The organism is Streptomyces lincolnensis (assembly GCF_021173675.1).
GTDB lineage: Bacteria > Actinomycetota > Actinomycetes > Streptomycetales > Streptomycetaceae > Streptomyces > Streptomyces lincolnensis_B.
On sequence record NZ_JAIHON010000007.1, the window covers coordinates 560,380 to 582,038 of the forward strand.

Here is a 21,659-nt window from a genome sequence, read left to right on the forward strand (position 1 = left end):
TCGTACCTCGGCGCGGTGCGATCAGCCGGTGGACTCATGTGCCGCGCGGGCCCGCGGCCTACGGTGACAGGGCCGCGGCGCACGCCGGGAGCGCCGGGTGCGCGCTCCCCGTACCCGACCCGGCTCCGGCCGCACGCGGTGGTGACCCCGGCCGGGGTCACCACGCTGCTGAACCGACAGGGACGTGAGATGACCGAGGCAGCCCCCCAACGCGGTGCGCCCCCGGGACCGTGTGCGGCGGGTGGGGACAGCCGTACGGCTGACGGGGTACGCCGACCCGGCCGCCTCGGTGCGAGCGGTGGACCGGTGAGAGCGGCCCGGCGCCGGGCGCTCCGGCTGCCGCCCATGGTGGGGGACTCGCTGCTGTCGGCGCTGCTCCTGCTCAACATCCTGACCACGCGCGCGCACCCGGAGCTCCCGGTGGCCGTGGCCCTCACCGCCGCCCTTGCGCTGCCCCTGGTGTGGCGGCGCCGGGCCCCGCTCACGGTGTTCGGGCTGGTGGCAGCCGCGGCCTTCGTCCAGTGGCTGGTGGACATCCAACTGCCCGCGGACGTCGCCTTGTTGGTGGCGCTCTACACGGTGGCCGCGCACTCGGGCCGGCGCGGCGCGCTTGTCGCCGCTGCCGTCGTGGAGGGCGGGGCCCTGCTGGCCTGCCTGCGCTGGGCGGTGGACGGCGCGTTCCCGACCCTCTTCGTCGCGTTGTCCGCGATGGTCGTCGCCGCCACGGTCCTGGGCGTGAACGTGCGGACCACGCGCGCCTACCTCGCGGTCCTGGAGGAACGGGCCGTACGCCTGGAGCAGCAACAGGACCAGCAGGCGCGACTGGCCGTCGCCGAGGAGAGGGCGCGTATCACCCGGGAGATGCACGACATCGTCACCCACAACCTGTCCGTGATGGTCGCGCTCACCGACGCCGCCGTCTACGCCCAGCACCGCTCGCCCGACAGGGCCACCACCGCGATGCTCCAGATCTCCGAGACGGGCCGGCAGGCCCTGACCGACATGCGGCGCTCGTTGGGCGTCCTGCGGACCGACGAACCGGACGCGGAGCGCCACCCGTTGCCCGGCATCGCACAACTGGAGGTCCTCACCGACCAGATGCGCGCCGCCGGTCTGCCGACCCGCGTCGAGGTCCACGGCGGCCACACCCACATACCCGCCACCGCACAACTGACCGTCTACCGCCTGGTACAGGAAGCCTTGACCAACACCCTGAAGCACACACCCACCGGCACACACGCGCGGGTCCGGGTACATTGCTCGACCGAGACCGTCCCCGTCGACGTCACCGACAGCGGCCCCTGCTCGCCCCTTCCCGGCGCCACACCGTCCGGCCACGGCATCCCCGGCATGCGCGAGCGCGCCGCCGCCTACGGAGGAAAGCTGCGCGCCGGACCGCTATCGGGCGGTGGCTGGGGCGTCCATGCCCGCCTCTCCCTCGGCAGCGGCGGAGCGGCGTCCGCATGACGATCCGCATCCTGATCGCCGACGACGAGGCCTTGCTCCGTATGGCCTTCAGTACGGTCCTGGAGGCCCAGCCCGACATGTCACCGGTCGGCGAGGCCGCGGACGGCACCCAGGCCGTACGCCTCGCCCGGGAGGTGCGCCCCGATGTCGTCCTCATGGACGTCCGGATGCCCGGGACCGACGGGATCGAGGCGACCCGGCAGGTCATCCGGGTCTCCCCGCGGACCAGAGTGCTGATCCTCACCACCTTCGACGTGGACGAGTACGCCTTCGCCGGACTCACCGCAGGAGCCTCGGGCTTCCTGCTGAAGAACACCAGGCCCGAGGAACTGCTCACCGCGATACGCAGCGTGGCCGCGGGCGACGCGGTGGTCTCCCCGCGGATCACCCGCCGCCTGCTGGAGAGCCTCCGCCCGCACATCCCCGACGGCGGCGGCGCCGACCGCGACGAGCGGCTGAGCCGGCTCAGCGCCCGTGAGCGCGAGGTGCTGGTCCAGGTGGGCCGCGGCCTGTCCAACACCGAGATCGCGGCCACCCTTTACCTCGCGGAGGCGACCGTGAAGTCCCATCTGGGGCGAATCCTGCACAAGCTCGAACTCCGGGACCGGATCCAGGCCGTGATCTTCGCCTACGAAAGCCGTCTCATCCACCCGGCATGACACCGCCGCCCGGAGCGGACCCCCGGGCCAACCCCGCCTGCCGCGCCCGACCCCGGCATGCTTTCCAGGTCAGCCGCTCTTGCCCGACGGAGGTGCGGAAGTGCCCTGGCCGGCGCGGAGCATGGCCTTGTAGAGGGGTTCGTGCCCGGGTGAGTCGGGCAGGGGGCCGTGTGCCGGAGTCCGGAGGGACTGGACGAGCAGGGCGACGACGCGTCGCCAGGCGTCGGGGGCGGCGTCGCCGCAGGCGTTGACGACACCGGCGTTGGCCATGTGGATCAGCACCAGGTCCGAGGGGTCGAAGTCCGCGCGCAGCCGGCCGGTGGCCTTGGCACGGTCGATGAGGAGGGAGGACGGGCGAGCCGATCATCGCCGCCGTGGGGCGGCTGACCGAGGTCGTCTTCAAGGTGCTGTCCTTCGTCATGAAGGCCGCGCCGCTGGGCGCCTACCGGGCGAACCTGCGCAGCGCCGAGGCCACCAGCACGTACAGCCTCAAGGGAGACCGCGCCGGGGCGAGACCCACCAGGACTCCCTGACCTTCTACGGCTTCCGCTACGCGTCCGTCACCGCGACCGAGACGGTCACGATCACCCGCCTGACCGGCAGGGTCGCCACCTCCGCGATCCATGAGAGGGGCACCGTCGTCACCGACGACCCCGACACCAACCGGCTGATCAGCAACATCCGTTGGGGCCAGCGCGGCAACTACCTGTGGGTGCCCACCGACTGCCCGCAGCGCGACGAACGCCTCGGCTGGACCGGGGACACCCAGGTCTTCGCCACCACGGGCCTGTACAACGCCGACGCCGGGCCCTTCCTCGGCCACTTCCAGGCCTCGGTCGCCGACTCGCAGACCATCTACGGCATGGACAAGGCCCAGTTCACCGGAGTCTCTCCCGGCGGCCGGTACAACTTCCCCGGCGGCGGCAGTGGTTGGGCGGACTGCGGGGTCGTCCTGCCGTGGACCCTGTGGCAGATGACCGGCGACCCGGCCGTCATCGAGAGCAGCCGGCCCGCCATGACCCGCTACCTCGACTGGATCCGGCGGCAGACCGGCGACACCCACGCCGGACAGGGCTCCCTCACCGGCGACTGGCTGGCGCCGCAGAAGACCAGCGCCCAGCTGATGAGCGACGTCTACTACGGCCATGTCGCCCGCCTGATGGCACAGATGGCCCGAGCCGTCGGCCGGCCGGCGGAGGCGGCGGCCTACGAGCGGCTGTTCGCGGACATCAAGAAGGCGTTCATGAGGAAGTACCTCAGCACCGAGGGCGGCACGGTCACCGTGAGGTCCAGCCTCGGCGACGCCTCCCCGATCGAACCCGGCGCCGACCCGAACCAGAAGACCGAGGACAACAGCCAGACCGCCCTGCTGTGGGTGCTCAAGCTCGGTTTCTACGACACCGAGTCCCAACGCCGCGCCCTCGTCGCCCACTTGGCGGACAACATCGGCAATGACGCGGCCTACAAGGCGGCCCATCCGACGAGCAGCCGGGTCAAGTACGCCGAGAACACGCTGTCGGTGGGCTTCCTCGGCGTCAACGTCCTCGCCCCCGTCCTGACCGACGAGGGCCGCGCGGACCTGGCGTACAAGCTGCTCCACCAGGACGCGATGCCGTCCTGGCTGTTCTCGGTGAAGAACGGCGCCACGACCGTCTGGGAGCGCTGGAACTCCTATTCCGGGCAGGACGGGTTCGGCCCGGTCAGCATGAACTCCTTCAACCACTACGCCTACGGCGCCGTGATGGAGTGGATGTACGCCTACATGGCCGGCATCGCCCGCGACCCGGACAGCCCCGGCTTCAAGCACTTCGTCCTGCGACCGCATCTCGATCCCACCGGGAGGATCACGCACGTCGCGGGCGCGCACGAGTCGCCGTACGGGAAGATCAGGAGTGAGTGGACGGTCGGCGACCGGGGCGCGAGCCTGTCCTACGACGCGTTGGTGCCGGCGAACAGCGAGGCCACGCTACGCCTGCCGGCCGTCTCGGCCGACTCCGTCCGCGAGGGGCGCTCTCCGCTGGCCCGCGTGGACGGCGTGCGCTTCCTCGGACACTCGGGCGGTGTGGCCTCGTACCGGCTGCCGTCCGGCTCGTACCGTCTGACGAGCAGGCTGCGCTGACACCTGCCGCTCGGCGCCGAGGCGTCGGCCCGACGCGGTGGGCACCACTGCTCAGTGCGTCTCCTGCGCCTCGGCGGCGGTGGCACGCGTGTTGTCCTGATGGACCAGGAGGGACAGCAGGTCCGCGACGGTGGCGCCGGCGTCGGCCGGGTGCCGCAGAAACGTGCCCTGCGCGATGCGGTAGACGTTCGAGCGGCCCTGTCGCTCGTGGGTGAGGTATCCGCCCTCTTCGAGGTCAGAGATGATCTTCTGCACGGCGCGTTCGGTGAGCTGGCAGCGGGCGGCGATGTCGCGGACACGCACCGTGTGATCGTCGAAGATCGTGGCCAGTACTCGGGCGTGATTGGTCAGGAACGTCCAGCCTGCATGCGGTTCCAACGCTCGGTCCATGCCCCTACGATACGACGCCTTTTTCACGTATTCAAAAGTACGAATCGCGTTTCGTGTAATGGTTGACGTGAAACCGAGGTGTGGTGATGCTGGAAGGGCAGAGAAGATCGGTCGGCGCCGGGAGTCCCCATGTCCCATCCCGCGGTTCGTCCCCGAGACGAGGAGTCGTGCACCGAGTGCGGCACCGCGTTCCGGCAGTCGCACACGCCGGTGCCTCTGAAACTGAGTGTCGACACGGTCGGTGACCGTGTCGTCGTGACTGTGTCCGGCGAGCTGGACCTGGAGAGCGACCACGTGCTGTACCAGTCGCTCAACGACGCGCTGGACCATGCCGAGGGCGGTGTGGACCTGGATCTCGCGGGAGTGGAGTTCTGCGACTGCTCCGCCCTGAACGTCCTGCTGCGCGTGCGGCACCGTGCCGTGCGGACGTCCAAGAGCCTCGCCCTGCGTGCCGCCAGCCCGGCCGTGGAACGTCTGCTCGGTCTGACCAGCACTCGTTCGCTCTTCACCGGTTCCACCGACGAGGAGCAGGCGGACGGTGCCGCCACGGCCTGGAGTCCCTCGCCGCCCTCGGAGCGGCCGCCTCGGACGGCGGGCGCCTCCGACGGAAACCCGGCGGCCGAGATCGCCCAGCTGCGCCGGGCCATGGAGACGCGTCCGGCGATCGACATGGCCCGCGGCATCCTCATGGCCTCGTTCCAGCTGACCGTCCAGCAGTCCTGGCAGGTCCTGGTGGCCGCCTCCCAGCGCAGCAACGTCAAGCTGCACCTGATCGCCGAAGCCGTCCTGGGCACCGTCGACGGCCAGGCCCTGCCCGAGCCCCTCGCCGGCCATCTCGCCGCGGCGGTCAAGGAAGCGGCGGTCACGGATGCGGCGGTCACGGAAGTCGGCACCTCCGGTGCGCGGGAGACCTCCGGCGTACCGGAGGGCGACGGCGCCCCTTCCCACTGACGGCGAGTCCGACCACCGGGCGGGCGTCGGCGGGAGCCGTCGACCGATGCCACAAGGCCGGCCCGGGGCGGGGAGCGCCGGGCCGGCCTTGGGTGCGGGTGCCTCGGAGGTCAGTCCGTGCCGGACTCCATCGCGGCGCGGTCCAGCATCGCGTCCTCGTCGGAGACCTCGCCGCGGGAGGCGATGGCCTCCGCGCCGCCCTCCGGCATGCTGCCGATCAGGCCCGTCGCGGCGGCCTGGGCGGCGCCGATGGCGGGGCTGCCGGTGCCGATGAGGCCGAGCCCGGCGTACTGCTCCAGCTTGGCGCGGGAGTCGGCGATGTCGAGGTTGCGCATGGTGAGCTGGCCGATCCGGTCCACCGGGCCGAACGCCGAGTCCTCGGTGCGCTCCATGGAGAGCTTGTCCGGGTGGTAGCTGAAGGCGGGGCCCGTCGTGTCGAGGATCGAGTAGTCCTCGCCGCGCCGCAGCCGAAGGGTGACCTCGCCGGTGATCGCCGTGCCGACCCAGCGCTGGAGCGACTCGCGGATCATCAGCGCCTGCGGGTCCAGCCAGCGGCCCTCGTACATCAGACGGCCCAGGCGCCGGCCCTCGTTGTGGTACTGGGCGACGGTGTCCTCGTTGTGGATGGCGTTGACGAGACGCTCGTAGGCGGCGTGGAGCAGGGCCATGCCCGGCGCCTCGTAGATACCGCGGCTCTTGGCCTCGATGATCCGGTTCTCGATCTGGTCGGACATGCCCAGGCCGTGCCGGCCGCCGATGGCGTTGGCCTCCATGACCAGGTCGACGGCGGAGGCGAACTCCTTGCCGTTGATCGTCACCGGACGGCCCTGCTCGAAGCCGATGGTGACGTCCTCGGCGGCGATCTCGACCGACGGGTCCCAGAACCGCACACCCATGATCGGCTCGACGGTCTCGACACCGGTGTCCAGGTGCTCCAGGGTCTTGGCCTCGTGGGTGGCGCCCCAGATGTTGGCGTCGGTGGAGTACGCCTTCTCCGTCGAGTCCCGGTAGGGCAGGTCATGGGCGACCAGCCACTCCGACATCTCCTTGCGGCCGCCGAGCTCGGTCACGAAGTCCGCGTCCAGCCAGGGCTTGTAGATCCGCAGGTGCGGGTTGGCGAGCAGGCCGTAGCGGTAGAACCGCTCGATGTCGTTGCCCTTGAAGGTGGAGCCGTCGCCCCAGATCTGGACGTTGTCCTCCAGCATCGCCCGGACCAGCAGGGTGCCGGTGACGGCACGGCCCAGCGGGGTGGTGTTGAAGTACGCCCGTCCGCCCGAGCGGATGTGGAACGCGCCGCAGGTGAGCGCGGCCAGGCCCTCCTCGACCAGCGCCGCGCGGCAGTCGACCAGGCGGGCGACCTCGGCGCCATAGGTCTTGGCGCGGCCGGGCACCGAGGCGATGTCGGGTTCGTCGTACTGCCCGATGTCGGCGGTGTAGGTGCACGGGACGGCGCCCTTGTCGCGCATCCACGCGACCGCGACCGAGGTGTCGAGGCCGCCGGAGAAGGCGATGCCGACGCGTTCGCCGGCGGGAAGGGAGGTGAGGACCTTGGACATAGGAAGATTATGCATCATCTCGCATGGTCATGCAAAGGTGGGCTCGGTCACGCCTGCCGACGGTCGTTCGGTCACGCTTGCGGAGGGCGGACTCGGGCCGTCTGACCTCGGGCCTTCTGGCCTCGGGCCTCGGCCATAAAGCCGAGCCGCCGGGGACGCGGGCGCCGGTCCCTCGGTCGAACGGCCGATGTCCTGTGAAGCGCCGCGATCAAGACTGGCAGGGCAGCCGGCGCCGTCCCGACGGCCTCGGGGCGCGCCCCTTCGCGCGCCCGTGCACCGCCCGACCCGGCTGCGGACATCCCTGATCGGAGACGTGGCCCTTCATGACAGCTGTCGTCGAGCTGAGCCCTGCCCGCACGCGCGGCGCGCCCCCGCCCACCGGCGCGCCCGGGACGCTCCTCCGCCGTCACCGGGTGCCGCTGCTGGCCACCGTGACCATGCTCCCGCTGTACGGGGTGTGGGCGTTCTTCCGCGCCAACGGCGGTGGTGATCTGGCCGCTCAGGAGACCTGGGCGCGGTTCGCCGCCGAGCACGGCGGGTCGGCGTACGGGCTGTTCTGGTTCGGCGGGGCGCACACGGCGAACTACAGCCTCCTCTCGCCGTATCTGATGGGCTTCTTCGGGGTGCGGACGGTGGCCGTCGCCGCGGGCCTCGCCGCCGGCTGGTCGGCCGCGGTCCTGTTCGTACGGTCGGGGATCCGACGCCCGCTCGCGCCCGCCCTGCTCGCCGCGTTCGGCCTGTGGGCCGATGTCGCGGCGGGCCGGGTGACGTTCGCGCTCGGCGTCGCCCTCGCCCTCGCGGCCTGTGTGCCGCTGGTGGGGGAGCGGCGGGTGGGGCTGACCGCCGGATACGCGCTGCTCGCGACGGCGGCGAGCCCGGTGGCCGGACTGTTCCTGGTGGTGGCGGGCGCGGCCTACGGCCTGCTGCGTGATGGGCCGAGGGCCTTGGCCCTGCTCGTGCCCCCGTTCGTGGTCGTCGGGACGACCACGCTGCTGTTCCCCTTCCAGGGACAGCAGCCGATGCCGGCGGCCCGCATCCTGTGGCCCGCCCTGCTGGGCCTGTCGGTCGCGCTCCTGGCGCCGCGCGGGTGGCGCGTGGTGCGGCGGGGAGCCGCGGTCTACGGGGCGGGTGTCCTGCTGACCTATCTGATCCCCTCGCCGATCGGCACCAACGTCGAGCGCCTCGCGCTGCTGTTCGCTCCCGCCGTGCTGCTCGCCGCCCTGCTCTCGACGGAGCGGAGCGCGCGGCGCCTGCGGGGCGGCCTGGTCTGTGCGCTCGTCGCCTCCCTGGCCTGGCTGGGATCGGGGACGCCGTTGACCTTCCTGCGCGGCTCGGCCCAGGTCCCGGCCTGGGCGGCCGACACCCGTGGAGTCGTCCGGGCCCTGGACCGGCTCGGCGCGCACGACACCCGGGTGGAGGCGGTCCCGGCCGACGACCACCGGGAGGCCGCCGTCCTGTCCCCGTACGTCAACCTGGCCCGCGGCTTCAACACCCAGCTGGACATGGAGCGCGGCCGGCTGTTCTACGACGGCACGTTCTCGCCGTCGGCCTACCGTGCCTGGCTGGACCGCTGGGCGGTCGGTTTCGTGGTGCTGCCCGATGCCGTGCCCGACCGCCATGGCGCGGCCGAGGCCGCCCTGGTGCGCAGCGGGCCCGCGTGGCTGGAACCGGTGTGGAGGGACGCGCACTGGCGGATCTACCGGGTGCGGAACGCCGTACCTCTGGTGTCGGCGCCCGCGCGCGTGGTGCGCGCCACGCAGGACGAACTGGACGTGTGGATGCCGGCGCCCGGCTCGGTGGGTGTCCGGGTCGCCTACTCGCCCTGGCTCCGGGTGGAGGGCGGTTGTCTGCGGCAGGAGGGCGAGTTCACCCGGCTCTCGGTGGGCGGACCGGGGGTGTACCGGATCGGCTCCGGGTATCGGGCGCCCTCCTCGCCGCCGGGTGGGTGCTGAGCGTCAGACGGTCCCTCCCTCGGGGGCGGTGATGCCGGCGACCACCTGGCGCAGGAAGCCCGCCGCGGTGCCGCCGTCGCACACACGGTGGTCGAAGGTCAGCGACACGTGGACCACCTCGCGCACCTCCACACGGCCGTCCACCACCCACGGGCGCTCGACGACGCGGCCCACGCCGAGCATCGCGGCCTGCGGGTGGTTGAGGATCGGGGTGGCGCCGTCGACGCCGAGGACGCCGTAGTTGTTGAGGGTGAACGTGCCGCCGGTGCGGTGCTCCACCGGGAGCGTGCCCCGGCGGGCCAGGGCGGTCAGGCGCCGCAGCTCGGCCGCGAGGTCGTCCGGGGACAGGCGGTCGGCGTCGCGGACGACCGGGACGATCAGACCCTGCGCGGTCTGCGCGGCGATGCCCAGGTGCACCCGGGGCGGGCGGACGATCTCACCGCGTTCGGCGTCGACCCGGGCGTTGAGCTCGGGGAAGGCGGCCAGCCCGGCCAGGCACGCCCGCGCGAGCAGGGGCAGCAGGCCCGTCCCGAGGGAGGTGCGGGCGGCGAGCAGACCGGTCGCGTCGGCGTCGGCCCAGATCGTCACGGACGGCGTGTCGCGATGCCCGCGCACGAACTTGTCGGCGGAGGCGTCCAGGGGGACGCGGACGCCGGTGTCCGCGGGGGAACCGCCCGCCCGCGACCACCCCTTCGCCGCGCCGGTTCCGTAACCGGTGAGCACGGCACCCGAATCCGGGGCCGTGTCGGCCTCCGGTGCCTGTGAGCCCGCATCGGCCTGCGGCACCTTCGCGGCCACATCGGCCCCCAGCACCTTCGCGGCCGCGTCCGCCTCCGATACCTGCGTACCCGCGTCCGCCTCCGGCGCCACCGTGAACAGCGGCGCCCCCACCGGCACGACCCCACCGGTCCCGCAGTGCAGGGCAGACACCGTCCCGGCGTACGGACTCGGCAGCGTCACCACCGACTTGGCGGTCTCCACCTCCACGACGACCTGATCGTGCTCGACGGTGTCGCCCACGGCGACCTTCCACTCCAGCACCTCGGCCTCCGCGAGCCCCTCGCCCAGGTCGGGGAGGTGGAAGGTCCGGGTGGCGGACGCCTGCCCGGCAGACGCCAAGTCCTCGCGGACGGAAGGCCGTTCGGCGCCGTCGGGCAGCAGCCGGCGCAGGCCGTCGAGCACTCGCTCGACGCCCGGCAGGTGGGCGGCCTCCAACAGCGGCGGCGGATACGGGATGTCGAGGCCCGTGACCCGCAACACCGGTGCGCGCAGGGCGTCGAAGCACTGCTCCTGCACGCGTGCCGCGATCTCGGCGCCCACCCCGGCGAAGCCCTGCGCCTCGTGCACCACCAGGCACCGGCCGGTGCGCCGCACGGAGTCGGCCGTCGTCCGGTCGTCCAGCGGGACCAGGGTGCGCAGGTCCAGCACCTCCACGTCCAGGCCCTCGGCCGCGGCCCGCTCGGCCGCCTTCAGGGCCACCGCGAGCGAGGGACCGTAGGCCACCAGCGTGGCGTCACGTCCGGCGCGGCGGATCGCGGCGGTGCCGAACGGCTCGGTGCGGACGGGCAGTTCGACGCGTTCGCGGGTCCAGTAGTGGCGTTTGGGCTCCAGGAAGACCACCGGATCGGGGTCGTCGATCGCCTCGCGGAGCAGGGAGTAGGCGTCCGCCGCCGTCGCGGGGGTCACCACCTTCAGGCCCGCGGTGTGCGCGTAGTACGCCTCGCTGGAGTCGCTGTGGTGCTCCACCCCGCCGATGCCGCCGCCGTAGGGGATCCGGACGACCAGGGGGAGGGGGAGGGCGCCGCGGGTCCGGTTGCGCATCTTGGCGATGTGCGAGGCGATCTGCTCGAACGCGGGATAGGCGAACGCGTCGAACTGCATCTCCACCACGGGCCGGAAGCCCCCCATCGCCATGCCGACCGCGAGTCCCGCGATACCCGCCTCGGACACCGGCGTGTCGAAGCAGCGCCGGGAGCCGAACGCGTCGGTGAGGCCGTCGGTCACCCGGAAGACGCCACCGAGGCGGCCGACGTCCTCGCCCAGGACCACGACCCGCTCGTCCGCGTCGAGCGCGTCCCGCAGCGCGCGGTTGAGGGCCTGCGCCATCGTCGTGCCGTCCGCCATGTCAGCAACCCTCCAACTCGGCCCGCAGAGCGGCGCGTTGAGCGGCGAGCTGCGGGGTCGGCGCACCGAGGACGTGGTCGAGGAGACCGAGCGGATCCAACTCGGGGTCCGCCGCGAGGCGTTCACGCACACCGACGGCGTACTCCTCCGCCTCGGCCGCCACCGCTTTCACGTCGTCGTCGGTCAGCAGTCCGCGCTCGAACAGGGCGGATTCCAGCCGGGCGATCGGATCGCGGGCCCGCCAGCGCTCGGTCTCCTCGGCCGCGCGGTAGCGGGACGGGTCGTCGGCGCTGGTGTGCGGGGCCATGCGGTAGGTGTGCGCCTCGACCAGCCAGGGACCGCCGCCGGCTCGCGCGTCCTCGGCGGCGGTGGTCAGGACGGCGAGGACCGCGGCGGCGTCGTTGCCGTCCACCTGCTCCGAGCGGACGCCGTACCCGACGCCCTTGTACGCCAGGCTCGGCGCCGCGCACTGCTCGGACAGCGGGACGGAGATGGCGTATCCGTTGTTCTGCACCAGGAACACCACGGGCGCCCGCAGCACACCCGCCAGGTTCACCGCCTCGTGGAAGTCGCCCTCGCTGGTCGCGCCGTCGCCCAGGAGCGCGAGCGCGACCGTGCCGGTGCCCTTGAGGCGCTCGGCGTGGGCGAGCCCGGTGGCGTGGGCGGTGTGCGTGGCCAACGGCGTGCACTGGGGCGCGGTGCGGTGCCGCACGGGGTCGTAGCCGCAGTGGGCGTCACCGCGCAGCAGCGTCAACGCCTCGACCGGGTCGATGCCCCGGCTGACCAGGGCGACGCAGTCGCGGTAGGTGGGGAACAGCCAGTCCGAGTCGCGCAGGGCAAGGGCGGCACCGACCTGGCAGGCCTCCTGGCCGAGGCTGGACGGATGGACCGCCAGCCGGCCCTGCCGGGCGAGCGCCGTGGCCTGCTCGTCGAAGCGGCGCCCGACGACCATCCTCCGGTACGCCGCCAGCAGCGCGTCGGGCGGCGGCTCGGCGTACGACCGGCGCTCCGCCCGTGCCGCCGGGTGTTTTTCCCGGCCTTTGCCATTCGATGACGAATTCGTGGACTGTGGTGACGGAGACAGCGACAGCGGCGTCGGCAAAAAGGAAACCGGAACCGCGGAAGGAAGCCAAGCGGAAGGGTCTTCCCTGTCTTCATCGTCCGTAAGCGTCGGCGAATCCATCATTTTCCCGTCAACCTTTCGTGAACGGTGTGCGCGCCTCGGATGATCTACGGCCACGGTTCTTTCTCCACCACCGCACCGGTACGGGTAGATGAAGTGGGCCTGAACAATGCGCAGGTGAGCGGCGACCGTGCGGGCCATGTGTCAACTGGCGTTCAGTAAGAAGCAATTCGCGCGTCTCCTTCCCGTACTGCGGAGACGGTTCCAATTGATCAGCGACATGCGGCACTGCGGAAGGCAAGGGAAGATGTCCCGAGGACGCCCGGGAACACGTCACTACACGGTTGTCTGTTCCTCATGCGGAACCCGCTACGAGGACGATGGACTCATACTCGACTGCTCCCGTCGGCACGAACCGGCATTCCTGCGCACCGAATACGCCGACAGCCCGGCCGGTGCCGGTGCCCGTGTGGGGGCGGACAGGGGGCTGTTCCGGCACGCCCCGCTGCTGCCGGTGGCGCGCACCTTCCCCGGTGTGCCCGGACCGGTCGTCCACCACGCCGAACGCCTCGGCCGGCGGATCGGCCTCGACCGGCTCTGGGTCGCCTTCAACGGCTACTGGCCCGAACGCGGGGCGCAGTTGCCGACCTGCACCTTCAAGGACCTGGAGGCGTACACGGTGCTCGGCCGGCTGCCCGCCGCGCCGCCCGTCCTCGTCATCCCCTCGGCCGGCAACACCGCCGCCGCCTTCGCCTGGGCGGCCACCCGGCACCAGGTGCCCTGTCTGCTGGTCGTGCCCGCACCGGCGATGGAACGGATGCGGTTCCCCGCCCCGCTCGACCCGTGCGTGCGGATCGTCGTCCTCGACGGCGCCGCCACCTACAGCGACACCATCGCCTGCGCCGACCTGCTGGCACGGTTGCCCGGCCACCACGCCGAGGGCGGCGCCCGCAACGTCGGCCGCCGCGACGGCCTGGGCACCGTCATGCTGGCCGCCGCCGAGGCCCTCGGCCGGCTCCCGGAGACCTACGTGCAGGCCGTCGGCAGCGGCACCGGAGCCATCGGCGCCCACGAGGCGGCGCGCCGCGTCCGCGGCGAGGGCGAACGCCTGCCGCGCCTGCTGATGTGTCAGAACGCGCCCTTCGCACCCCTGCACGAGGCCTGGCGGGCCACCGGCCAGGCCCCCGCGCACCGCGAGCACGAACCGCTCGCCCGTGAACTGACCAACCGCCGCCCGCCGTTCACCGTGCGCGGCGGCGTGCGCGACGTGCTGGCCGAGAGCGGCGGCGACGTGCGATGTACCGACAACGAGGCCGCGCTCGCCGCCCTGGCCCTCTTCGAGGAGGTCGAGGGCATCGACATCGAGCCCGGCGCCGGAGTCGCCCTGGCCGCCCTGGCCGAAGCCGTCGTGGCCGGACAGGTCCGCCGGGACGAACTGGTGCTCCTCAACATCACCGGCGGCGGCCGCGCCCGCCAGGCCCGCGACCTCGCCCTCGTCCCCGCCCGGCCCTGGCTGCGCGTGCCGTGGCCCGGCCGCGAGGAGGGGCCGCGGCTGGTCGCCGAGCAGGTGGAACGGCGGCTCATGGGCACCGGCACCGGTGCCGTCGTCGTCGGGGAGGGCGTGTGACCCTGTCCGCCGCGCAGCGCTCGATGTGGTTCGGGCAGCGCCTCGACCCCGCCGGACCCGCCTACAACGTGGGCGAGTACACCGAGATCCACGGGCCCGTCGACCCCGCCCTCCTGCGGGCCGCGGTACGGGCGGTGGTGGACGCCACCGAGACGCTCCGGGTCCGCTTCGTCGCCGACGACGACACCGTCCGCCCGATCGTCGAGACCGCCCCCGACCGGGACCTGCCCGTCGTCGACCTCACCGGCGAGGACGACCCCCGCGCCGCCGCCGAGGCCTGGCGGGCCGCCGACTTCGCCACCCCCTTCGCCCTCGACCGCGCCCCGCTCTTCCGGTACGCACTGCTCAAGCTCGCCGACGACCACTGGATCTGGTACCAGCGCTACCACCACATCGCCGTCGACGGCTACAGCTGCTCCCTCCTCGCGGCCCGCGTGGCCGACGCCTACACCGCCCTCGCCGCCGGAACCACCCCCGCCCCGCCCCCGGCGCCCCTCGCCGCACTGGTCGCCGAGGACGCGGCCTACCAGGCGGGCGAACGGCACGCGACGGACCGCGCGTACTGGACCCACGCCCTCGCCGACCGCCCCGAACCGGTCGGCCTGTCGACGCGGCCCACGCAGGTCGCCGGACGGTTCGAGCGCCGCACCGGTCATCTCCCGCACACCGCGGGCGACTTGGTGCACGCCGTCGCCGCGCAGGCCGGAACCCGCTGGTCACGCGTCGTCCTCGCGGCCACCGCCGCCTATCTGCACCGCCTCACCGGAGCCCGCGAGATCGTGCTCGGCCTCGCCGTCACCGGCCGCGAGAGCGCGACGGAACGCGCGACCCCGGGCATGGCGTCCAACGTCCTCCCGCTGCGCCTGACCGTACGACCCGACACCACCGCCCACGACCTCGTACGGCAGACCGCGACCGTCACCCGCGACCTGCTCGCGCACCAGCGCTACCGGGGCGAGGACCTGCGCCGGGACCTGGACTGGCCGCGGGACGGGCGCCGTTTCTTCGGCCCCGTCGTCAACATCATGGCCTTCGGGCCGGAACTGCGCTTCGCCGGGTACGCCACCACCCGCCACAACCTCTCCACCGGCCCGGTGGAGGACCTCGCCGTCAACGTGTACGACCGCGCCGACGCGGAGGGCATCCGCCTCGACCTCGACGCGAGCCCGGCGCACTACACGGACGCCGAACTGACCGCCCACCACCGGCGGTTGATCCACTTCGTGGAGCGGTTCGCCGCCGAACCGTCGGCCTGTGTGGGCACCCTGGAGCTCACGCTGCCGCAGGAGACGGCATCCGCCCGGCTCGACGGCGCTCCCGCGCGCGGGGGAGAGGCCACCGTCCCGGACCTGCTCGCGGCCCGCGCCGCCGCCGACCCGGACACCACGGCCGTGGTGCACGGTGAACGGGGCACCACCTACCGGGAGTTGAACGCTCGCGCCAACCGGCTCGCCCACCGGCTGCTGGGCCTCGGTGTCCGCCCCGAGGACCGGGTGGCCGTCCTCATGCGCCGCTCCGACGACCTGATCGTCGCCCTGCTGGCCGTCCTCAAGGCGGGCGGCGCCTACGTCGGGCTCGACCCGCGTGCCCCGGCCGCGCGCACGCGGCGCATCCTCGGCGAGACCGGCTCGGCCGTCCTGCTGACGGACCGCACCGAGACGTACGAGGGCGTCACGCCGGTCGCCGTCGACGATCCGACCCTCGCCACCGAACCGGACACGGACCCCCGCGTCCGCCCGCACCCGGACCAACTGGCGTATGTCAGCTTCACCTCGGGCTCCACCGGCACCCCCAAGGGGGTCGCCGTCACCCACCGCGACATCACCGCGCTGGCCGCCGACTCGGCGTTCGCCGACGGAGCGCACGCGCGCGTCCTGGTGCACTCGCCGACCGCCTTCGACGCCTCCACCTACGAGATGTGGGTACCGCTGCTCAACGGCGGCACCGCCGTGGTCGCGGGAGCCGACGAGGACGTGGACGCGGCGGCCGTCGCCCGGCTGACGGCACGGCACCGGCTCACCGCGCTGTGGCTGACCGCCGGGCTGTTCGGACTCGCCGCCGAACAGGACCCGGAGTGCTTCGCCGGACTGCGCCAGGTGTGGACCGGCGGAGAGGCCGTCCCGGCAGCGGCGGTGCGCCGGGTCCTAAAGGCGTGTCCGGGGCTGACCGTCACCGACGGGTACGGGCCGACGGAGACGACGACGTTCGCCACCTCCCGGCCCTGTCCCTCGGACCGCCCCGTACCGGATCCCCTGCCCATCGGCCGCCCCCTGGACGGCATGCGCGCGTACGTGCTCGACGGCGCCCTCCGGCCCGTCCCGCCGGGCACGGTGGGGGAGTTGTACCTCGCCGGCCCCGGGGTGGCCCGCGGCTACCTGGGCCGGCCCGCCGCCACCGCCGAGCGCTTCGTCGCCGATCCCTACGGCCCGCCGGGCGCCCGGATGTACCGCACCGGCGACCGCGTCCACGTGACCCCGGACGCCGAACTGACGTACCACGGCCGTGCCGACGGCCAGATCAAACTGCGCGGGTTCCGCGTCGAACCCGGCGAGATCGAGACGGCCCTCACCGACCGTCCCGAGGTCGCCCGCGCGGTCGCCGTCGTCCGCGAGGACCGCCCCGGCGACCGGCGCCTGGTGGCCTACGTGGTGGGGGAGAAGGCCGACCCCGACGCCCTGCGCGCCCACCTCGCCGGGCTGCTGCCCGAGGCCCTGGTGCCCTCCGCCGTCGTGGTCCTGGACCGCCTCCCGCTGACCGCCAACGGCAAGCTCGACCGTGCCGCGCTGCCCGCCCCCACGCCCGCGCCGACACACGCCGGGGGCCCGCGCGCCGGGACCTCACGCGCCGCGGTCGCGCGCACCCCGCGCGAAGAAGTGCTGTGCGCCCTGTTCGCCGACGTGCTGGGTCTGCCGGACGTCGGTCCGGACGACAGCCTCTTCGCCCTCGGCGGCCACTCGCTGCTCGCCCTGCGGCTGATCGGCCGGATCCGCAACACCCTCGGCGTCGACCTGACCCTGCGCGAGGTCTTCGCCACGCCCACCCCGGCCGGACTGGCACTCCTGACCGACGATGGGACGGGCGCGGGATCCACCGTCGCGCGGCCGGCCCCGCGTGCCGTCCCGGTCGAGGCGGCCCCGCTGTCCTCCGCCCAGCGGCGACTGTGGTTCCTGCATCGGCTGGAGGGAGCGGGCGCCGCCTACACCGTCCCGCTCGCCGTACGCCTGACCGGCGGCCCCCTCGACGTGGACGCCCTGCGCGCCGCGCTCGCCGACGTCGTCGCCCGGCACGAGATCCTGCGGACGGTCTACCCGGACGCGGACGGCCGCCCCCGTCAGCGGCTGCTGGAGTCCGTACGGCCCCGGGTGACCGTAGAGGACGTCGTGGAGGCCGAACTGCCCGGGCGTCTGGCCGAGTCGGCGGCGGAGGAGTTCGACCTGACCACCGACATCCCGGTGCGCGCCCATGTGCTGGCCGTCGGCGCGCAGGACCACGTCCTGCTGCTGGCCCTGCACCACATCGCCGCCGACGGCTGGTCCCTGGACCCCCTCCTGCGCGACCTCGCGGCCGCCTACCGGGCCCGGCTCGCCGGACAGGAGCCGCACCGGCCGCCGCTGCCCCTGCAGTACGCCGACTACGGCCTGTGGCAGGACGAGGTGATCGCCGCCGTAGAGGAGGCCCAACTCTCCCACTGGCGCGAGGCGCTCGCCGGACTGCCCGACGAACTCCCGCTCCCCGCGGACCGGCCCCGGCCGGCCGTCGCCACCCACCGCGGCGGTGACGTCCCCGTGCGGTGGGACGCGGTCCTGCACAGGAGGCTGCGCGAGCTGGCCGACGCGAGCGGGACCACGGTGTTCATGGTCGTGCAGGCAGGACTCGCCGCCCTGCTCACCCGGCTGGGCGCCGGCACCGACATCCCCCTCGGCACCCCGGTCGCGGGCCGCGCCGACGAGCGGCTCGACGACCTGGTCGGCTGCTTCGTCAACACCCTCGTCCTGCGCACCGACACCTCCGGCGACCCCGCCTTCCGGGACCTCCTCGACCGGGTCCGGGAGACCGACCTGGCCGCCTACGCGCACCAGGACCTGCCCTTCGAGCACCTGGTCGAGGCCCTCAACCCGCCCCGGTCCCTCGCTCGGCACCCCCTCTTCCAGGTGATGCTCGCCTTCCGCCCCACCGCCGGACCCCGGCTCGACCTGCCCGGCCTGCGCACGCGGACCCTGCCGGTGGAGACCGGCGCCACCAAGATCGACCTCACGTTCAACCTCGGCGAACTCCGCGCGCCCGACGGCACCCCGGACGGCATCGAGGGCGTCCTCCAGTACAGCGCCGACCTCTTCGACCGGGGCACGGCCGAGGAACTGGCCGCCCGCCTGGAACGGCTGCTGCACGCGGCCGTCACCCATCCGGGCCGCACGATCGGCACGCTCGACATCCTCGCCCCGGAGGAACGCCACCGGCTGCTGGTCGAGTTCAACGACACGGCACGGGAGGTCCCGGACACCACGTTCCCCCGGCTCTTCGAGGCGCGCGCGGCCGAGACCCCGGACGCCGTGGCGGTCTCGGACGCGGAAACCGCCCTCACCTACCGCCAACTCGACGTCCGCGCCGGGCGGTTGGCACGCACGCTCACCGCGTACGGCGCCGGGCCCGGTCGGGTCGTCGCCTTCTCGCTGCCCCGGTCGGTGGACCTCGCGTTCGCCGTGCTGGCCGTCCTCAAGGCAGGCGCGGCCTATCTGCCGCTCGACCCGGAGCATCCGGCCGAGCGCACGGCCTATCTGCTGTCGGACGCGGATCCCGTGTGCCTGATCAGCCGGGACCCGTCCCCGGGCGAGGTCCCGGTCGTCCACCCCGACGCGGTACCGGACGACCCCGACCTGCCGCTCGCCACGGCACGGCCCGCCGACCCCGCGTACCTGATCTACACCTCCGGCACCACCGGGCGCCCCAAGGGTGTCGTCGTCGAGCACCGCAACCTCACCACCTACGTGGCCCGGTGCGCCGAGGCCTACCCCGGCCTGCGCGGCACCTCCCTGCTGCACGCCACCATGTCCTTCGACGCCACGGTGACGACCCTGCACGGGGCGCTCGCCACAGGTGGCCGGGTGCACATCGCCGCCTTCCACGAAGCCGGGACCGCCCCGCTGCCCCAGGGCTACACCTTCCTCAAGGCCACGCCGAGCCACCTCCCGCTGCTGCCCGTCCTGCCGCACGACCTGTCGCCCACCGAGGAGTTCATGCTCGGCGGCGAGGCCCTGGTCGGCGAGGCCCTGCGTGCCTGGCGCCGCGACCACCCGCACGTGCGCCTGGTCAACCACTACGGCCCCACCGAACTCACCGTCGGCTGCACCGACCACCGCATCGAACCCGGAGAGGACCTGCCCACCGGCCCCGTGCCCATCGGCCGGCCCATGTGGAACACCCGGGCCTATGTGCTCGACGCCCGGCTGAGCCCGGTTCCCGCCGGGGTCGAGGGTGAGCTGTATGTGGCCGGGGACCATGTGGCCCGGGGCTACTGGAGGCGGTCCGGTCTGACCGGCGAGCGGTTCGTCGCCGATCCCTTCGGGCCGCCCGGCGAGCGCATGTACCGCACCGGCGACCTGGCCGTGCGCCGCGCCGACGGCACCCTGGAGCTGCGGGGGCGGGCCGACGGCCAGCTCAAGATCCGGGGGCTGCGGATCGAACCGGGTGAGGTGGAAGGGGTGCTCACCGCCCATCCCTCGGTCGCCCAGGCCGCCGTGGTCGTACGGGAGGACGGAGCCGGGGTCCGGCGACTCGTCGGGTACGTCGTCGCGGCGGCCGACACCGACCGCACCGCGCTCCTCGGCCACGCCGCACGGCAGCTGCCCGCCCACATGGTTCCCGAGGCGCTGGTGCCGCTGGACGCCCTGCCGATGACACCCAACGGCAAGCTGGACCGGGCGGCCCTGCCCGCACCCGTCCTCGACCGCGAGGCGCCGGCATCGACGGGTGTGGGGTCCCGCATTCCCGGCGGTTCCGATGCCCCTCGCGCCCCGCGGACCCCGCAGGAGGAGACCCTGCGGGACCTCTTCGCCGAGGTACTGGGGACACCTGCCGAGGAGGTGGGTGTCGACGACGGGTTCTTCGACCTCGGCGGCGACAGCATCACCTCGATCCACCTCGTGAGCCGCGCGACGGCGGCGGGGCTGCGGCTGACCCCACGGGACGTGTTCGAGCACCGGACGATCGCCGCGCTCGCCGCCGTCGCGGCCGGACGCCCGGTGGCCGGCCGGGGCCCGGAGCAGGAGCCGGCGATCGGCGAGCTGCCGTTCACCCCGGCCATGCACCGCCTCTACGAACGCGGCGGCCCCATCGGCTCGTTCAGACAGTCGGCCCTGCTCGTCACCCCCGCCGATGCCGACGAGAAGCGGCTCACGGCCGCCCTCCAGGCGCTGCTGGACCGGCACGACGTCCTGCGGATGCGCATCGTGGCCGACGAGCGGACGGCCGTGGTGCCGCCTGCCGGGAGCATGGACGCCGGGCCGCTGCTGGAACGGGTCGCCGTACCGGACGGCGACTTCGCGACCGCGCTGACCACGGCGGTCGTCGAACTGAGCCCGGAGAAGGGCGAGTTGCTGCACGCCGTCTGGTTCGACCCTGGCCCGGAACGGCCGGGACGCCTCTTGCTGACGATCCACCACCTCGCCGTGGACGGCGTCTCCTGGAGCATCCTCCGCTCCGACCTGGCCGCCGCCTGGCGCGAGGAGCCGCTGTCCGAACCGGGCACGCCCTTCCGGCACTGGGCACGCCTGCTGGAGCGAGAGGCCCGCGCTCCCCGGAGGGCGGCCGAACTCGACGTATGGAAAGGGCTGTCGGACGCCCCCGATCCGCTGCTCGGCGTCCGGCCCCTCGACCCGGCCCGCGACATCGCCGGCACGATGCGGCACCTCGCCAGGGACCTGTCGGCCGACACCACCACCGAGCTCCTCACCACCGTGGCCGCCGCCTTCCACGCCGGCCCCGACGACGTGCTGCTCGCCGCGCTGGCCGCCGCCTTCGTACGCCACCGGCGCACGAAGGACGAACACGACCACCGGGCCCTGCTCGTCGACATCGAGCGGCACGGGCGCGAGGACATCGCCGACGGCGTCGACCTGTCACGCACGGTCGGCTGGTTCACCAGTGTCGTCCCGGCCCGACTGGACCTGACCGGAGCCGACGTGGACGACCCGGCCGACGTGCTCAAGCGCGTCAAGGAGCAGCTGCGGTCCGTCCCCGACCACGGCATCGGCCACGGTCTGCTCCGCCACCTCAACCCCGACACCGCACCGGTGCTCGCCGCGCTCCCGGCCCCGCAGATCGGCTTCAACTACCTGGGCCGCAGGCCCGGGGAACCGGTCGCCGACTGGTCGGCGGCCCCGGAGGAACCCCCGGGACTGTCCCACCTGGGGGCCGCCCACGACCCCGGCATGCCGGTGGCGCACGGCCTGGAGATCACCGCCGTGACCACCGCCGACGGCCGGCTGTCCGCCACCTGGTCCTGGGCGCCCGGCATCTGGTCCGAGAGCGAGGTACGTGACCTCGCCGACCTGTGGTGCGAGGAGCTGGCGGCCCAGGCGGCCGGCACCCCCGCGGGCGGGCACACCCCGTCCGACCTGCCCCTGGTGGCCCTGTCCCAATCGGAGATCGACGAACTCGAAGCCGAGTTCGGAAGCGAGTGGAGGTAACCCAAG

At 73.4% G+C, this 21,659-nt stretch carries 11 protein-coding genes and 1 pseudogene; 7 read left to right on the top strand and 5 right to left on the bottom strand.

The window, feature by feature from the left end:
• Positions 1–306: 306 nt before the first annotated feature.
• On the top strand, positions 307–1,467 hold the full coding sequence (locus K4B79_RS23530) for a sensor histidine kinase (protein WP_232028856.1): 1,161 nt from the start codon (positions 307–309) through the stop codon (positions 1,465–1,467).
• Positions 1,464–2,126, top strand: coding sequence for a response regulator (locus K4B79_RS23535; protein ID WP_232028857.1), 663 nt, complete (start codon positions 1,464–1,466; stop codon positions 2,124–2,126). The genes K4B79_RS23530 and K4B79_RS23535 overlap by 4 nt, the downstream gene beginning before the upstream one ends.
• A 69-nt stretch (positions 2,127–2,195) precedes the next feature.
• Here K4B79_RS23535 and K4B79_RS23540 read toward each other — a convergent pair whose 3' ends face one another.
• Entirely contained in the window at positions 2,196–2,396 is a 201-nt protein-coding gene (locus tag K4B79_RS23540) for a hypothetical protein (RefSeq protein WP_232028858.1), read from the bottom strand.
• 173 nt (positions 2,397–2,569) lie between these two features.
• On the opposite strand from K4B79_RS23540, the pseudogene K4B79_RS23545 reads away from it, so the two are divergent.
• Positions 2,570–4,245 (top strand): annotated as a pseudogene (locus K4B79_RS23545) (family 78 glycoside hydrolase catalytic domain); the annotation flags it as partial.
• Positions 4,246–4,296: 51 nt separating this feature from the next.
• Here K4B79_RS23545 and K4B79_RS23550 read toward each other — a convergent pair.
• Entirely contained in the window at positions 4,297–4,635 is a 339-nt protein-coding gene (locus K4B79_RS23550; RefSeq protein WP_232028859.1) for a helix-turn-helix transcriptional regulator, read from the bottom strand.
• Between the two features lie 129 nt (positions 4,636–4,764).
• Between K4B79_RS23550 and K4B79_RS23555 the strand changes: the two genes are divergently transcribed.
• Positions 4,765–5,586: an anti-sigma factor antagonist gene (locus tag K4B79_RS23555; protein ID WP_269463772.1), complete on the top strand. Its 822-nt coding sequence runs from the start codon at positions 4,765–4,767 to the stop codon at positions 5,584–5,586.
• Between the two features lie 110 nt (positions 5,587–5,696).
• On the opposite strand, the gene argG is transcribed toward K4B79_RS23555, so the two are convergent.
• The gene (gene argG, locus K4B79_RS23560) at positions 5,697–7,142 is read right to left on the bottom strand and encodes an argininosuccinate synthase (RefSeq protein ID WP_232028861.1); all 1,446 of its coding nucleotides are present in this window, start codon (positions 7,140–7,142) and stop codon (positions 5,697–5,699) included.
• A 323-nt stretch (positions 7,143–7,465) separates the two neighbouring features.
• Between argG and K4B79_RS23565 the strand changes: the two genes are divergently transcribed.
• Positions 7,466–9,094, top strand: a complete 1,629-nt coding sequence (locus tag K4B79_RS23565) for a hypothetical protein (RefSeq protein WP_232028862.1) — start codon at positions 7,466–7,468, stop codon at positions 9,092–9,094.
• A gap of 3 nt (positions 9,095–9,097) precedes the next feature.
• Here the strand turns inward: K4B79_RS23565 and K4B79_RS48655 are convergent, their stop codons facing one another.
• Together K4B79_RS48655 and K4B79_RS23580 are read right to left on the bottom strand one after the other, a co-directional pair.
• On the bottom strand, positions 9,098–11,218 hold the full coding sequence (locus tag K4B79_RS48655) for a 2-oxo acid dehydrogenase subunit E2 (RefSeq protein ID WP_374208502.1): 2,121 nt from the start codon (positions 11,216–11,218) through the stop codon (positions 9,098–9,100).
• Position 11,219: 1 nt separating this feature from the next.
• A complete protein-coding gene (locus tag K4B79_RS23580) occupies positions 11,220–12,170 on the bottom strand; it encodes a thiamine pyrophosphate-dependent enzyme (protein ID WP_232028863.1) in 951 nt (316 codons plus the stop codon).
• A gap of 478 nt (positions 12,171–12,648) precedes the next feature.
• Here K4B79_RS23580 and K4B79_RS23585 point away from each other — a divergent pair, with 478 nt between their 5' ends.
• Positions 12,649–13,968, top strand: coding sequence for a cysteate synthase (locus K4B79_RS23585; RefSeq protein ID WP_232028864.1), 1,320 nt, complete (start codon positions 12,649–12,651; stop codon positions 13,966–13,968).
• A gap of 23 nt (positions 13,969–13,991) precedes the next feature.
• Positions 13,992–21,653 (top strand): non-ribosomal peptide synthetase, encoded by a 7,662-nt coding sequence (locus K4B79_RS23590; RefSeq protein WP_269463875.1) that lies wholly within the window; start codon positions 13,992–13,994, stop codon positions 21,651–21,653.
• Positions 21,654–21,659: the final 6 nt, after the last annotated feature.